Source organism: Olivibacter sp. SDN3, from assembly GCF_014334135.1.
Lineage (GTDB): Bacteria > Bacteroidota > Bacteroidia > Sphingobacteriales > Sphingobacteriaceae > Olivibacter.
In genome coordinates this window covers 1868868-1884653 of the sequence record NZ_CP060497.1, presented here as the reverse complement: position 1 = coordinate 1884653, position 15786 = coordinate 1868868, and the positions used below count along the sequence as shown (strand labels likewise).

Genomic DNA, 15786 nt, shown 5'->3' with positions numbered 1-15786 from the left:
CTTATGTTGCGTATGGAGATGGCTGTAAAAATACTAAACAATTTGGTATTCTAAATAGCCTTTAACAATACATTATTTGTTTCATAGCATATATTCCTATAAATTTAGGCATATTTTTTTATTATGAAGCGAACCTTATACTACTTATTATCTTTTGCCCTACCGGTGTTTTTTGCCTGTAGCAGTGAGCAACAAAATACAGCGGCAACAGACTCCCTTGCTTTACAAAGCATTACCGAAGCTGGTTTCGAAAAATATGTTAGAGAACTATCACATGATAGTTTAGAAGGTAGAAAACCTTTTACCCAGGGTGAAGAAAAAACACTTCGCTATTTACAGCGAGCTTTCACGGAGGTCGGCTTATCTCCCGGTAATGGCGATAGCTTTTTTCAAGAAGTCCCTATGGTAGAGATAACCTCTGCACCTCCTTCTGTATTTTCATTCACAGGACCAAAAGGGACACTTGACTTTAAGCTCCTTGACGAAGTGGTTTTAGGAAGCCGACGGGTGCAGCCTTCCATTGACGTGAAAGCGTCGGAAGTTGTTTTTGCTGGATTTGGCATTGTAGCCCCTGAATTCAACTGGAACGACTACGAAGGGCTGGATGTAAAAGGTAAGACAGTGGTGGTCATGGTAAACGATCCGGGTTATTATGACGAAAACCTCTTCAAGGGCAAAAATATGACTTATTATGGCCGATGGACCTATAAGTTTGAAGAGGCGGCACGGCAGGGAGCTACAGGGGCATTAATCATTCACGATACAGGCGCTGCCAGCTACGGATGGCATGTGGTGAGAAGTGGTTGGAGCGGGCCACAACTCAATTTACAGACGGAAGACAACGGTGCTTCGCGAGCTGCATTTGAAGGTTGGTTAAGCGCGGATGCTGCAAAGCAACTTTTTGCCTTTGCAGGAATAGCTGATCAGGCATTGGAGCAAGCGAAGAAGCCCGGATTTAAGGCGGTAGACCTAGGAGTTAAAACTGGTCTTAGCATTAAACAGGAAACGAAGAAATCGGTATCCAACAATGTAGTTGCAAAAATAGAAGGGACTGAGCGCCCGGACGAATATATTATCTATTCAGCACATTGGGATCATTTGGGCATAGGTGAGGCTATAGCTGGCGATTCCATTTATAATGGTGCGGTAGACAATGCCACCGGTGTTGCGGGATTGTTAGAAATAGCGAAAGGATTTAAAGCCGCCTCTGCCGCCCCTGAACGGTCGATCTTGTTCATTGCGCTAACAGGAGAAGAAGAGGGCCTATTAGGTTCTGAATATTATGCTACACATCCGATCTATCCATTAGCCAAAACCGTTGCTAATATTAACATGGATGCCATGGCGCCTATGGCCAAAACCAACGACATCACCATTGTGGGCCAGGGGCAATCGGAGATGGACGACTATGCTGAAAGAGCGGCTAAAAAGCAAGATAGAATAACCGCCCCTCCGGCCGATCTCACCAATGGCTGGTTCTATCGGTCAGACCATTTCAATTTTGCGAAGGTAGGTGTACCTGCTTTATATCCGGCTACAGGCGACGACGTGATTGGTCAGGGAGCCGACTTCGGGCAAACACAAAAAGCCGAATATAATAAAAGTCGATACCATCAGCCGGGCGATGAATACGATGACACCTGGAAGCTCGATGGTATTATAGCCGACCTGCACTTGTTATTTGACGTAGGTTACACTTTAAGCATGGAAAGCACTTTCCCGAAATGGAAAGAAGGATCCGAGTTTAAGGCTGCCGGGGACAAACGGTAGCAGACTAGTTATTGTCAGACGTAATACGTCTGGCAACAACTGGTAACCCCATTAGCACGTTTAATATTCAGGCAACAATGGCCTAGTTCCCATAATTTCATCAATCTTCGCCATTTTCCCAGGTGTCAATTTAGGTAATACCTCCAATGCCTTTAGGTTTTCTTCCAATTGGTTTTCTTTAGTAGCTCCTAAAATGGCGGTGGAGACGTTGGGATTGGCAATCGTCCATGCGATGGATAAGCTTGCCAAACTAGTATCGAGATCATTGGCCAACCGTCCTAAATTTCTGATGGAGGTCAGCTTTTTTGCAGTATAAGATTTGTCTTTCAACCATTCATATCCTTCCAGTGCCAATCGTGATCCTTCCGGAATACCATCGTTATATTTCCCGGTCAATAAGCCAGATGCCAGCGGACTCCAAATGGTTGTACCCATACCGAGGTTACGGAAAATAGGCAGGTAATCGACTTCTACTTTCTGTCGATGGAACAGGTTATATTCAGGCTGTTCTACAGCGGGCGGCTCCAGATTCAACTTTGCAGCCACCGCATGCGCTTCCACAATTTCTGCAGCACTCCATTCGCTGGTTCCCCAATAGAGAATTTTACCTTGTTGAATCAGTGTGTTCATGGTGCGCACCACCTCTTCGATGGGTACGTTTTTATCGGGGCGATGACAATAGTAAAGATCCAAGTACTCCACCTGCAAACGCTGTAAAGCCTCGTGGCAGGCTTCGGTGATGTGTTTACGGCTTAATCCATGCTGATTGGTTTTTTTATCTGGTCCTTTCCATCCAAAGAATACTTTACTGGAAACCACGTAAGAGCTGCGTTCCCAATTTTTAGCTTTCAGTACACGTCCCATCATCTTTTCTGATTCGCCACGGGAATATACTTCTGCATTGTCAAAAAAATTAATCCCAGCATCGTAAGCGACCCCCATTAAGCGATCACTGAGCCCATCGTCTACCTGCCGGGCAAAGGTTACCCATGAACCAAAAGACAAAATACTTAACTGTAAGCCTGTGCGGCCCATTCTTCTATATTCCATTTGTTGCCAATTAAATTTTCTTAGGTAAAACTAAAGAATGAAAAGAAAAGTTTGGGAAGCTGTATTAATGATGACATTACGTTGAATTTTCTTATTTCTTTCTTTTCATCACCTTCAATAATCCATTAGACATTAATAATAAAAGTACAATGACGAGTATCAATGCTATCCAGAACCAGTATACGGACTTAAACAGGTGTGCCCGTTCAGACTGATCGGGTTGATCAGTCTGTTGAAATGGCTTTAGAGTTATAGCGGGTATATTTTCTTTTATACGTTCTTCCACAGAGCTAAGGTCGTAATAAGGCGCTGCAGCATCTTGTTTTCCCAAAAATAATTGGTAACTTTTCCCTGCTTCCAGATAAGTCACCAGTTCCTTTTTCCTCTGCCAAGCACCCACTTTGGTTAGCTGTAGCGGACGATTATCTTCATTGTTTATCGTGATGTACAACTGATCGGCTTTCACCTCATTTTCGAAAGTGATCACCAGGTCATCAGGCGTAATTAAGCCATGACCTACCGCAACAAAGGTTTCGTTTTTTATCCCATAAGTACTTCTTTTGTAAGACTGTTATGTTACTGCTCTACGGAACTCCGGACTTTTCCGGACTTTTCCAAATAAAATCCTTAAACGCTGTTCAAGTATGTTCGAGTCTGCTCATAGTATCCCCTTCATCCGCCTATGCTTCACCTATCATCCGTATATACTTTACAAACACCATCATAAAGAAGGTGGTTATGCATTGCATTAGTTATTCTGTCAACAGTCGCACTTATGGATGATATAAAAAACCAGTAGCCCTAACCGAGCTTTCGATAAGTACTCGATTAGGGCTACTGCAACAGCCACATTATTTGGTAAAGAATGCCCTATCAGACAATGTGGCTGAATGTTAAAGCGGCTTAATCGTAGCCTGGATTTTGCGCCAGCTGTCCATTTCTATTAATCTCATCCCTATGGATACACATGAAGTACATCTTATCTAACCATTGCCTATTTTCAATTCCCGGATCGAGTTCCGCAGGGGTATAAGTATAATTGTAATTTTCAGGATTATATTGATAGGTTCTGACCTGAACACCTTCCCGTAAGGTACCGAAAATACGAATTAATCCTATTTTGCGGCCCAAGGTTGTAGGGGCGATCATCCATCTCCGGGCATCAAAAAAGCGATGCTCCTCATAGGCCAATTCTACCCTTCGCTCGTTTCTGTAGCGTTGTCTAAGGGCGTCGCCCGATTCGGTAACAGCAGGCATACCGGCTCTGAATCGAATTTTATTCAACCAGTTTCTCGCTTCGCCATCCTGACCTAATTCGATACAGGCTTCCACATAATTCAATACCGCTTCGGTATATCGCAAAACGGGCCAAGGAATATATTGCCGGGTGTTTTGATCAACAACTGCAGGATCGGGATCAGTAAATTTACGGAAGTAATAACCTGTATAAGAACCATTCCAATCTTCGATCGGACTATTTCTGGTATCCAATCCATATTGCGTTGTGGTTCCTCCCGAAGCGGTAGTCACCTGATATTGGCCAGTCTGAATCTGATCGAAAGGATCGCGCCCAGCCACATCTGCCGTACGGGGCTTCCAATCGGCACCATCATGCAGCACGGTAGCGTAAAATCTAGGATCCCGATTCTGATAAGGTGCAGAACTATGCGTTGGATTATCCCAGCTAAATCTAGTTCCATCGATCATTTCATAATCGTCGACCAAGTTTTGTATAGGGGTATTACCGGCCCAATTGTGATAGCCATTCGGTCCGTTATTACGCCCAACATAGTTCCCTCCTTCATCTTTTAAGTCGACAAACTGACGAGCCAACAACAAGTCAATTGCTCCTTCTGCCGATATTGCCCGGCTGCCTCCCCCTGTTGATAAAATAACATAGTTATCGGTGCCCTCCTCAGGAGTTACCGGCTCCGTTAAGTCCATTTTATAGGCATGTGCCATTTGGTTGACTACCGCTAAAGCAGCATCTTTTGCTTTCTGCCAACGTTCGGCTCTATTCCCACTTACATAACCGAGCAATTCCTGGTTGCTATAACCACCAATAGTTGACGAGTTAGAAGATGCTGTTGGAACATCATGCAGGTCACTAGCTGCATACAGCAGCACACGGGCTTTCAAGGCCATGGCGGCCACATCACCAGCCCTACCACCGCTAGCGCCCAATCCATTCAACAGGCTTATGGCAGTATCACAATCTGCTACGATAAAGTTAACACAATCTTCATAGCTACTACGTGGCGCTGTATAATCTTCTTCTCCTAACTCGTACGGCCTATCAATCAGTGGTACTCCTCCATAAAAGCGTAGCAATTGCTGATAATAATAAGCTCTGAGGAAATGTGACTCGCCTTTTAACCGTTCCACTAAATTGTTAGCATTCTCAAATTGAGGTTCTGCCAGATTCTTAAGTGCAATATTAGATGCCCTTATGCGTGTATATAAGGAATCCCACAAATAAGTTCTGTTCACCCAGCCTTGATCAGCAGGATTAGTTCGTGATTCTGTAATGGTATTGATTCCCCGACCGGGGTGCGTAAACATGGATTCATCTGTTAAAGATGCCTGCATCTGCTCATCCAGCCCGCCCTGCCCCAGTCCGTTATAAATTTCCAGTACAAAGGCCTCAGCCAAACCGGCATCACCCCAAACGACCTCTTGCGGAACCTCAGTCATTGGTTCGGTGTCTAAAAAATCTGTTTTACACGCTGAAAACATAATGATCAGCGCAAAGAACAATTTTGATGATATATTGATTACTTTTCTCATGATAGTAGTCTATTTAAAAGGTTACAGCTAGCCCCATATTAATGATACGGGATTGTGGATAGTATTGACCCAATACGTTAGTAGATTCCGGATCATACGCCTTCATCTTACTAAATGTCAGTAAATTAAACCCGCTAGCGTAAATCCGTAGGTTGCTGATACCTACTCTTTCTCCCAGATGGGTAGGAAGCGTATATCCTAATTCTAAATTTTTAAGGCGGATATAATTAGTACTTTGCAACCAATAGGTATTATTATTAGAATAATATTGATCACTTCTATCGGTAATGCGCGGATGTTCACTGCTTGGATTATCTACCGTCCAGCGATTTTCATAAAATTCGTGAAGGTAATTTCCTATAGCGCCTGATTCATCCGTTCCTACACGCAGCTCACCTCCGGCTGCTCCTTGAAATAGCACCGTAAGGTCAAAGTTCTTATACTGCAATCCTATATTCAATCCACCCTGAAATCGCGGTTGGCGATTTCTGTCTCGCCGTACGCGGTCATCAGGAGTAATCTTACCATCGCCATCATAATCGAGATATTTCATATCGCCAGGACGAATATTATTGGTTACCGCGCTATAGTCGACGGTATTATTGGCAATATCCTCTTCATCCCTAAATACGCCATCATATATATAATACAACTGTGCGTCGGTCACTCTTCCGGTAGCCCTTTGCCACTCGGGCGCTCCCGGAGCCTCATCCCAGAACATGATTTTATTCTTGGTATAGCCTCCGTTAACACTAACATTATATTTAAACTCGCCTGCTGCACCATTGTAACCTATGTTAAACTCCCATCCGCGATTTGTTACCCTTCCAATATTTTCCGCAGGTAATGTCATTCCGGTGCTCTGCGGAATCGACGCATTACGTTGCCACAAGATATTGGAGCGATTGTTCATGAATACGTCAAACTCAAAATTGATTTTTCCATCGAACAATTGCCCATCTAAACCAATATTATAGTTATCGGCTACCTCCCAGGTAACCATCGTATTGGGCACCCGAGATTCGTACAATGATTTTACCAACTGTCCGTCTACGATATAGGTACCAAAGCCATAAGTAGAAAAGTATTGATATTCCTGCAAGGAGGCATCGTCACCTAATAGATCGCCTTCTTGATAGTTATTATTGAAGTATATATTATCATTACCCATTCGGCCCCAAGATCCCCTCAATTTTAGGTAGTTGATAAAGGATACATTTTCTTTCCAGAAGTTCTCTTCGGAAATACGCCATCCTCCAAGCACTCCTGGGAAGAAACCAAATCGGCTATCTCTTGGAAACATATAGGAACCATCGTAGCGCCATAAAAACTCGAGAAGGTACTTCTCTTTATAATTATAACCAACGCGGCCGAAATAGTTTAACCGCGCTTGTTGCCAAGCTCCTCCATTATTGTCTTTCTCCCGTTCACCACCAGCAATCAGATAATCAATCGCGTTTGAAATGAAGAACCTTCTAAAGGCACTGAAATTATCATTATCAATGGTTTCTCTATTCAATCCTGCCATGATATTGAATTGATGGTCACCAAAAGAGCGATCATAGTTCAAGACTCCTCCGAGCATAATATTAAGCTGGTCTTCATTCTCCTGCGTCAAGCGAGGATCAGGAAAGCCACGTTCCCCCCGCACAAGGGCAGGCGTCACACCATCGTCCTCATAAGCTCCCTGCCAAGTGTATAGATACCATGGAGTTTCCCATCTTTTACCTTGACGAACAAATTTATCGATGGCCGCTGTACCCGTGAATTTTAGACCTTCTACCCATGGAATCTGAATATCCAATTGACCGTTCGTTTGAAAGAAGTATTGTTTATTTCTGTCATATCCGGTTTGATCGGTAGTGATAACTACCGGGTTCTCTCCATTTTCGATATCTGGACCGGGCATACCATTTGGCCAATAAGCTGGCATCGTTGGGTTTCCACGCATCAGCATCCGAAAGATTGTACCTGCAGATTTCGTAGGATAATTGCGGTTTTCCTGACGACCTAATACACCGATTTTCGCGTCGATATACTTACTTATCTTGGCATCAAGATTGATCCGCATATCATACTGTTTATAACCTGTTGCAGAGTTTTTGTAATAACCATCTTGATTTTGATAACCGATGGAGGTTAAGTACTGAAAGTTTTCTGAACCACCTGTAAGTTGTACATTGTGTCGGCTTTGTGGTGAAAAGGTTTTTAAGGTTTCGCCGTACCAATCCGTATTGGGATGCCCCCATGGGTCTGAACCATCTCTAAAAAGTTGAAAAGCTTCCGGGGAGAAAGGAGCGGTAAGCACGGATCCATTTGGCCGTGTGTAGCTACCTTGGTCTCTCAATGCGCCATTCGCCTCTCCCCACTCTGCCACCGGCAATTTGAAGAGTTCTAATTCATTTCGCATTTCAGCGTACTGGACGGCGTCGGTTAATTTTGGAATGACGGTAGGTTGGGCGAACCCCTGGTTATACGTGTAGGATAAAAGCGGCCTACCCGATTTACCTCTTTTGGTAGTTACAAGAATCACCCCGTTTGCTGCCCGAGCACCGTAAATTGCCGCTGCGGCATCCTTCAATACGGAAATGTTGTCAATGTCAGCAGGGTTTAAGCGTTCGATACCCCCCGTTCTGGCCGGTATACCATCGATCACAACCAAAGGGCTGCTGTTTCCCAAGGTGTTTGTTCCTCTGATCTGTAAGTTGGAACCATCAGCACCCGGCTCTCCACTGGCCTGGGTAGCGATTACCCCTGGCAACCTTCCTGCCAATGAATTGGAAACATTTAATGAAGGCGATTTGACCAACTCTTCACTTCTAACGGTTGTTACCGAACCTGTCACGGTTTCTTTCTTCTGTGTTCCATACCCCACCACAACGACCTCCTCTAGATTTGCAAGATCATCTTGTAGCACAACGGTTATGGTCGTCTGATCGCCCACAGGCTCTTCGTGGGTTTTGTACCCCACCATCGTAAAAACCAAAGTAGCATTGGCAGGTACGTTTTCCAAGCTGAATTGGCCATCGCCATCTGTACTAGTGCCTCTCTGTGTTCCTTTGATGAGTACACTTACTCCAGGGACACCCTCGTTTCCAGTCATGGAGTTAACTTTTCCCGTAATGGTTTGTTGTTGCTGTTTCAAGGTTCTGGAAGCCTTTAAGGGATCGGCCACAACCGATTTCCCTGCTAGTCCGACATTCGGCGAAAAGCCCAGTGCAAGCACCAGCATGGGAAACAAAACCTTTTTAGTAGGTCTGTAATTAATGTTCATAATAGTAGGTGTTTATTAAAAAAATGATTTAGCAGGCTATAACTGTACAGATTACGTTTATCTTGATTACGCAGCAGATATTAGATTCTATAAATTGATTAAGTAGTATCATCTAATGAGGTTTTAATTTAAATGGCGGCTGTAAACATAAGCATAGAAAATTATGAAACAAAAAAAAGTTATAAATTGCTAATGACTTCCTCTAAATATTAAGAAAAACACCAATAATTGAAGGATTTTTTACAATTAGTTCATCAGAAGAACTACTAAGTGCGACATAACTTGATAGCGTTATAAAACGATAAAGGCTGTACCAGTAACAACAAAAGCTCGCCTATTGCGAGCTTTTGTTTATATCAACTCTGTGCTATAGTGAAACCCCGGTTACTTCACAAACTGCCGTAAAACGACTTCCCAACGATCATAACCTCTGCTGTTCAGATGTAGACGATCGGATTCAAACAAATTATCGTTTGGTTTGCCATCTGGGCCTTCTACTACCGAAGCAAGGTCTATATAGGTTCCGTTTGCTTTACCCCGGAGAAATTTCTTGATCCTAAGATTAGTCCTTTCAAACTTACTTTGCAGGTCAGTACGGCTGCTGCTTGGCTTTATAGACAAGTAAAAAATGGAGACATCGGGTTGCTTTTCGCGGATCATTTCCCACAGCTTTTTGAAATTATCAGCAACCTCTTTTGGTTTTTTACCATTAACAATATCATTTTCTCCAGCATACACGAATATTTGCCTAGCCTTATAGGGGTATACGATAGCATCCATATAGTGATCAACGAAATGTGACAATTCACAACCTCCTACCCCTCGTTTAATGATGGGTTTATCTGAAAATCGTTTTTCCAGATCGTCCCATAACCTGATCGATGAGCTTCCGATAAAGAGTACCCCGTTCTTTTCAGGTGTCTTTGCAGCGTCGAGCTTTTTGAATGCGATAATTTCCTTTTCAAAGGGATAACTTTCTTTTTGCTGTGCAAAGACGAAAGTTATTGTTCCCAGTAAGAAAAAGCTACAGATCGTTATCAGTTTTTTCATTCGAATAATTATTTATGAGCGTAAGCGTTCAATGGAATAAATGAGCTCGTTACACTCGGTTTATTTTTATGGCAATGAAGCTTGCATGAGCCGGTTTATTCATATCTTTTCAGGCTTATAATATAGCTAAGGAGCGGAACCGGAGGTTTGAACACTATACTTTTACACGGCTCATGACCTAATCGAAAACCACGGTTTTATTTCCCGTAATAAACACCCTATCTTCAATGATGAGTGATAAAGCCTTGTTCAGCACGGCCTTTTCGATCTCTTTGCCTGCTCTCCTCATATCATTTGCTGTATAGGTATGATTTACCGGTTTTATATCTTGCGCAATAATTGGCCCTTCGTCCAAATCATCAGTTACAAAATGTGCCGTGGCACCGATCAGCTTCACCCCTCTGGTATATGCTTGTTGGTAAGGGTTTGCGCCGACAAAAGCCGGTAGAAAAGAGTGATGGATGTTAACAATCTTCCCACTGTAATGCGCTACAAAGATAGGAGACAATATACGCATGAACTTAGCTAACACCACAAAATCCGGACGATAGCTGTAAATAGTTTTATGGAGTTCACGCTCAAAATCGTCTTTACTTTTACCTTCATGCGTGACATAATGAAAGGGTACATCAAACCGCTCTGTAAATTCACGCAAATTATCGTAATTACCTATTACGCAACATATTTCAGCTCCTAAGACATTAAAAAAGTGGCGGACCAACGTATCTCCCAAACAGTGCGGTTCTTTTGTAACCAGAACCGCTAGGCGTTTCTGTTTCGGAGGGTTAACCTTCACCTGTGCACCTTTAGGCAGGGCTCCCGCCAGTTCTGCCGTTAGCCTTTGCACATCCAACAGTTCACCGGTACAGACTATACGCGCAAAAAAGCGCTTGGAAGCCTCTTCCACATACTCACGCATGGTAACAATATTAAGCCGATGATCTGCCACGACATGCGCTATCGAAGACACCAAGCCTACGGCATCTGTGCACTGTATAAGGATTAATGTCTGCTCCATTTCCTTGTGCTACACGGCTTCTTTTAAACTCTTTTCTTTCAACGCTTCTTCCTCTGCTAAAACATCTTGCTCGATCCGAAGATTATTGACGATATGCTTCTGTCGATCGGGTGTGTTTTTACCCATATAATAGGCTAGCAGCTGCTGTATTTTCTGATCTTTAGAAAGGATTACAGGATCCAAACGCATATCTTTTCCGATGAAAAGGCCGAATTCATCAGGAGAAATTTCCCCCAAACCTTTAAATCGGGTAATTTCCGGCTTTCCTCCAAGCTTTAGTATTGCTCGCTGCCTTTCTTCGTCATTGTAACAATAGATTGTCTCTTTTTTATTTCTAACCCTGAATAAAGGCGTCTGTAAGATCGAAACGTGCCCTGCCTTGACAAGATCGGGAAAAAACTGTAAGAAAAATGTCATTAGCAATAAGCGAATGTGCATCCCATCTACGTCAGCATCTGTAGCGATTACGATATTGTTATAACGTAAGCCATCCAAGCCATCCTCAATATTCAGTGCGTGTTGCAGCAAATTAAACTCCTCGTTTTCGTAAACCACTTTTTTGGTAAGCCCAAATGCATTGAGTGGTTTACCTTTTAAGCTGAATACCGCCTGCGTTTGCACATCACGTGATTTTGTAATCGAACCACTGGCAGAATCACCCTCCGTGATAAAGAGCGTGGTCTCCTGGTTACGTTCATTTTTATCATCGTAGTGAATCTTGCAATCACGCAACTTCCGGTTATGGAGAGACGCTTTCTTAGCACGTTCGTTAGCCAGTTTTTTAATACCGGCGATGTCTTTACGTTCCCGCTCGGATTGTAAAATACGTTTTAACAATGCATCTGCAGCATCTTGATGCCTATGCAGGTAATCGTCTAAAGACTTCTTTACAAAGTCGTTGATAAAGGTACGCACGGTTGGCCCTTCCGGACCGACACTCTGCGAACCCAGCTTGGTTTTCGTTTGCGATTCAAATACGGGTTCTTGTACCTTGATGGCAATTGCGGCAATAATAGAAGCGCGGATATCTGCTGCATCGAATTCCTTTTTATAAAATTCACGTATGGTTTTCACCACTGCTTCACGGAATGCCGCCTGGTGAGTACCCCCTTGCGTAGTATGCTGACCATTGACGAAAGAGTAATACTCTTCTCCATACTGTTGTCCATGAGTCATCGCCACCTCTATATCATCTCCCTTCAGGTGAATGATAGGGTAGCGCATCGCTTCCACATCAATGTTACGCTCCAACAGATCACGCAAACCATTTTCAGAGATGAATTTTTGCCCATTGAAATTGATGGTTAAGCCTGCATTCAAGAAAACATAATTCCAAATCATATTCTCCACAAACTCGGGCCGATATTTATAATTCCGGAAAATGGTATCATCAGGGATAAAACTTACTGCAGTACCGTTGCGCTGTGTGGTTTCCTTTTCTTCATCGTGCAGCAGCTCACCTTTACTAAACTCTGCTATACGGGTACGCCCTGCCCTGTATGCCTGTACGGTAAAGGCGGAAGAAAGCGCGTTCACTGCTTTCGTACCCACCCCGTTCAAACCTACCGATTTCTGAAAGGCTTTACTATCGTATTTACCTCCGGTGTTTATTTTAGACACCACATCAACTACACTTCCTATAGGTATTCCGCGACCATAATCACGAACAGCAACTTTGAGCTCGCTAACATTTATGTCGATCGTTCGTCCGGCACCCATCACAAACTCATCGATAGAGTTATCCACCACTTCCTTTAACAGTACATATATACCGTCATCATAGGCAGATCCATCTCCTAATTTACCGATGTACATCCCCGGACGTAAGCGGATATGTTCTTTCCAATCGAGTGATCGAATACTATCTTCGTTGTAATTTGTCATAGACTCTTTGTTATGTGTTACGGGTTGAGCTGTTTTCTACTCCACGACCCTACTACTTACAAGCTGCTATCGTCCAAAATCGTCCTGCACACGAACAATATCTTCCTCATCAGAAGGATTCTCTATATCTGTATGCTGCCAGATCTCTGCTAAGATACCCCAACCATCAAGACCTACCAAACGATGACGCTCTCCTTTTTCCAGTTTGATTACGTCTCCTGGCTTTTTGGTTTTCACTTCATTCTCTACGTCTGTATCGCTGATTACAACACCTACTTCACCTTTAATAACCTGCCAAATTTCGGCACGTCTGTGATGATATTGCCAAGATAAGCGTTTCTGAGGTGCTACCACTAAGATTTTAGGGCTTAATTTTCCCGAAATTTTCAAATCTTGAACATTTAGCCCATCAAAGTAAGTATCTGCAAATTTTTGGGCCTGACTTTCGTCGATGACAAAGAAACCGCCCCAAGGACGTGTTTGATCTTGTTTGTCAATGGTAAACCCCTGGCTACTTAAGTTTTTTTCGATTTCCGCAAATATTTCTTGTTTAGCTATCGCTGTCATATTTATTTATTTTTTTGCTAAGATAATGAGTTTTTTTGATTAGGTGTTAGGCTTTAGCGCTAGTTCTTTGCTTTTATGCGCTCGAGCGCAGCTTGCCTGGTTAAGGAAGCATTACCGTGAAGCAGGCTATATTAGAACAATCTAATTTGAAATGCGCTATTAAAATTCTTATTTTGCCTATTACAAGCAGCTAGAGAATGACAAAAATATTATTGGTAGAAGATGACGACCGCTTAGCTGGATTTATTAAAAAAGGTCTGGAAGAGCAATTGTACTCCGTTACTCGTATCTCCACTGGTTATGAAACCTTGGCTATCACGCAGGATACCGACTTCGATCTCCTTATATTGGATATTATGTTGCCGGATATTTCTGGCTTTGAGATATGCACCGTATTACGTCAGCGTAAAATCACTACTGCTATTCTCATCTTGAGTGCGTTGGACACAACAGAAGAAAAGGTAAAGGGCTTGCAGGCCGGGGCAGACGACTATCTGGGAAAGCCTTTCCATTTTGACGAACTGCTGGCTCGAATACATGCACAACTACGACGAAAATCCTTTGAAAACGGTGTGCTTGACCTACAAAAGTATGCTGATCTTGAAGTAGACGTTGCCGAACAGAGTGCAAAACGGGCCGGAAAAACTTTAATACTCTCTCCAAGGGAGTATAAACTCTTATTGTATCTCTTGAAAAACAGGGAGCATGTCGTTTCCAGAACCCAGATAGCGGAGGCCGTTTGGGATATTCATTTCAACACCCACACCAATGTGGTGGATGTTTACATCAATTATTTACGTAACAAGCTTGATAAAGGCTTTGATTACCCACTCATCCACACGGTGAAGGGAAGGGGTTATTTATTGAAGCACAAAAAAGAAGTATGACCATACGCCTTAAACTAGCGTGGAATAGCACCTTGATTGTTGCCGCTGTATTAGGGTTCACCTTCTTGGGCACTTACCTCTTTTTTGAGCAGCATGTACGGCAGTCTTTTTATAAAAGACTACAAAGTAGTGCATTAACTGCAGCTTTTTTTCATCTGGAAAAGGATGAGCTAAATGATCAGAAATACCAAATAATCGAGCAGCGCTATCAAGAGATTCATGATGAATCTATTCGTTTTTTTGATGAAAACAATCGAATGGTTTTTGAAGATGATACGCTTGATTACCGTATCGATGCTGATATACTAGAGCGTATCAGGCGTAAACAGATTACTTATTTCGATATCGGGGAGAGGCAATTCTCCGGGATTTTCTATCAGGACAATGAAGGCAACTATGTGGTATTGGCATCTGCAGTTGATGCAGATGGTTATTCACAGCTTAAACGTCTACGACTTTATTTGCTGTTATTTTATGCGTTGGGAGTAGGTTTAAGTTTTATACTTACCAACCTGCTAGCTAAACAAACATTCAAACCATTTGCCAGACTTATCCGCAATGTGAATACCATCTCAGCCACTAATTTACACGAGCGACTGGAGACGAGCGATACGGAAAGAGACGAACTTACCGAACTCAGGGAATCTTTCAATCTCTTTTTAGACCGGTTAGAAAGTGGTGTTAAGAGTCAACAGAATTTTCTCAAACACGCCTCTCATGAATTGAAAACACCCTTAGCTTCTATCATAGGCAATCTGGAAGTCACCCTATCCAAACATAGGAGCAACGCCGAATATGTAGAAAAGATGCGCGCACTTCATAACGATGCGTTACATATCAAAGCCATTCTTGAGGGCTTGTTATTGTTATCGGGATTAGAAGCTTCCAAAAATATTTCATTAATGAAGTTGCGAATTGACGAACTGCTCTGGGATCTCCTGGAAAAAATCGGCATCCATCACCCGGAAGCTATCGTGCGTATAGATTTGGAAGAGATGCGCAACAAACCGGCACTTTTAGAAGTGTTGGCGAACCGAGAACTGCTCCTGATTGCTATTGGTAATCTCATTGATAACGCGCTTAAATTTTCCAACAACCAGCCTGTTTTAATAAAACTTTACGAGGATGAAGAACGGCTTTGCCTTACTATCAAGGATAAAGGTATAGGTATTGAGGCAGCGGATCAGCAAGATATCTTCAACTTGTTTTACCGGGGAGCTAAGAGCGCGGCAATACCGGGGCACGGTATTGGTTTATATCTTGGGAAACAGGTATTGGATCTACATGGCATTACCCTAGACGTAAGCTCCACACCCGATATAGGGACCACCTTTTATTTATTTTTTCCAAAATTTCATTTATAAAAGCGATTCTCAATGGCAGACGAGAAACCGATAATTGCTCAGCAATCATGAGCTCGCGAGAAAGCAAGGTGCCGTGGATAGACCAATTTTTTAAGTGACTATTTCAATTACTTCTGCTGGCTTTGCCACTATATG

At 42.9% G+C, this 15786-nt stretch carries 11 protein-coding genes; 3 read left to right on the top strand and 8 right to left on the bottom strand.

The annotated features are described in order from the left end of the window. Nucleotides 1-123 precede the first annotated feature (123 nt). Entirely contained in the window at nt 124-1770 is a 1647-nt protein-coding gene (locus H8S90_RS07665; RefSeq protein WP_187341977.1) for a M28 family metallopeptidase, read from the top strand. A gap of 60 nt (nt 1771-1830) precedes the next feature. Here H8S90_RS07665 and H8S90_RS07660 read toward each other — a convergent pair whose 3' ends face one another. The 8 genes from H8S90_RS07660 to H8S90_RS07625 form a co-directional block, all read right to left on the bottom strand. Continuing rightward, complete coding sequence (locus H8S90_RS07660; protein ID WP_187341976.1) at nt 1831-2820, bottom strand: aldo/keto reductase; 990 nt, start codon at nt 2818-2820, stop codon at nt 1831-1833. A 91-nt stretch (nt 2821-2911) separates the two neighbouring features. Next, complete coding sequence (locus H8S90_RS07655; RefSeq protein WP_187341975.1) at nt 2912-3307, bottom strand: hypothetical protein; 396 nt, start codon at nt 3305-3307, stop codon at nt 2912-2914. Between the two features lie 416 nt (nt 3308-3723). Further along, complete coding sequence (locus H8S90_RS07650) at nt 3724-5607, bottom strand: RagB/SusD family nutrient uptake outer membrane protein (protein WP_187341974.1); 1884 nt, start codon at nt 5605-5607, stop codon at nt 3724-3726. 13 nt (nt 5608-5620) lie between these two features. Further along, a complete protein-coding gene (locus H8S90_RS07645; protein WP_222852257.1) occupies nt 5621-8881 on the bottom strand; it encodes a TonB-dependent receptor in 3261 nt (1086 codons plus the stop codon). A 384-nt stretch (nt 8882-9265) separates the two neighbouring features. After that, nucleotides 9266-9931, bottom strand: coding sequence for a GDSL-type esterase/lipase family protein (locus H8S90_RS07640; protein ID WP_187341973.1), 666 nt, complete (start codon nt 9929-9931; stop codon nt 9266-9268). A 178-nt stretch (nt 9932-10109) separates the two neighbouring features. Then, on the bottom strand, nt 10110-10949 hold the full coding sequence (gene purU, locus H8S90_RS07635; RefSeq protein ID WP_187341972.1) for a formyltetrahydrofolate deformylase: 840 nt from the start codon (nt 10947-10949) through the stop codon (nt 10110-10112). A gap of 9 nt (nt 10950-10958) precedes the next feature. Then, nucleotides 10959-12833: a DNA topoisomerase IV subunit B gene (locus H8S90_RS07630; RefSeq protein WP_187341971.1), complete on the bottom strand. Its 1875-nt coding sequence runs from the start codon at nt 12831-12833 to the stop codon at nt 10959-10961. Between the two features lie 66 nt (nt 12834-12899). Next, complete coding sequence (locus tag H8S90_RS07625) at nt 12900-13400, bottom strand: phosphoheptose isomerase (RefSeq protein WP_187341970.1); 501 nt, start codon at nt 13398-13400, stop codon at nt 12900-12902. A gap of 197 nt (nt 13401-13597) precedes the next feature. Here H8S90_RS07625 and H8S90_RS07620 point away from each other — a divergent pair, with 197 nt between their 5' ends. Beyond that, the gene (locus H8S90_RS07620; RefSeq protein ID WP_187341969.1) at nt 13598-14287 is read left to right on the top strand and encodes a response regulator transcription factor; all 690 of its coding nucleotides are present in this window, start codon (nt 13598-13600) and stop codon (nt 14285-14287) included. Further along, nucleotides 14284-15651 carry a HAMP domain-containing sensor histidine kinase gene (locus H8S90_RS07615; protein WP_187341968.1) on the top strand — a complete coding sequence of 456 codons (1368 nt, stop codon included), beginning with the start codon at nt 14284-14286 and terminating at the stop codon, nt 15649-15651. The genes H8S90_RS07620 and H8S90_RS07615 overlap by 4 nt, the downstream gene beginning before the upstream one ends. Nucleotides 15652-15786: the final 135 nt, after the last annotated feature.

What these genes read in the sequence shown, in the direction of transcription:
- H8S90_RS07625 (WP_187341970.1), bottom strand. Translation starts at nt 13,400, where the DNA reads ATGACAGCGATAGCTAAACAAGAAATATTTGCGGAAATCGAAAAAAAC.
- H8S90_RS07665 (WP_187341977.1), top strand. Translation starts at nt 124, where the DNA reads ATGAAGCGAACCTTATACTACTTATTATCTTTTGCCCTACCGGTGTTT.
- H8S90_RS07630 (WP_187341971.1), bottom strand. Translation starts at nt 12,833, where the DNA reads ATGACAAATTACAACGAAGATAGTATTCGATCACTCGATTGGAAAGAA.
- H8S90_RS07620 (WP_187341969.1), top strand. Translation starts at nt 13,598, where the DNA reads ATGACAAAAATATTATTGGTAGAAGATGACGACCGCTTAGCTGGATTT.
- H8S90_RS07650 (WP_187341974.1), bottom strand. Translation starts at nt 5,607, where the DNA reads ATGAGAAAAGTAATCAATATATCATCAAAATTGTTCTTTGCGCTGATC.
- purU (WP_187341972.1), bottom strand. Translation starts at nt 10,949, where the DNA reads ATGGAGCAGACATTAATCCTTATACAGTGCACAGATGCCGTAGGCTTG.
- H8S90_RS07645 (WP_222852257.1), bottom strand. Translation starts at nt 8,881, where the DNA reads ATGAACATTAATTACAGACCTACTAAAAAGGTTTTGTTTCCCATGCTG.
- H8S90_RS07640 (WP_187341973.1), bottom strand. Translation starts at nt 9,931, where the DNA reads ATGAAAAAACTGATAACGATCTGTAGCTTTTTCTTACTGGGAACAATA.
- H8S90_RS07660 (WP_187341976.1), bottom strand. Translation starts at nt 2,820, where the DNA reads ATGGAATATAGAAGAATGGGCCGCACAGGCTTACAGTTAAGTATTTTG.
- H8S90_RS07615 (WP_187341968.1), top strand. Translation starts at nt 14,284, where the DNA reads ATGACCATACGCCTTAAACTAGCGTGGAATAGCACCTTGATTGTTGCC.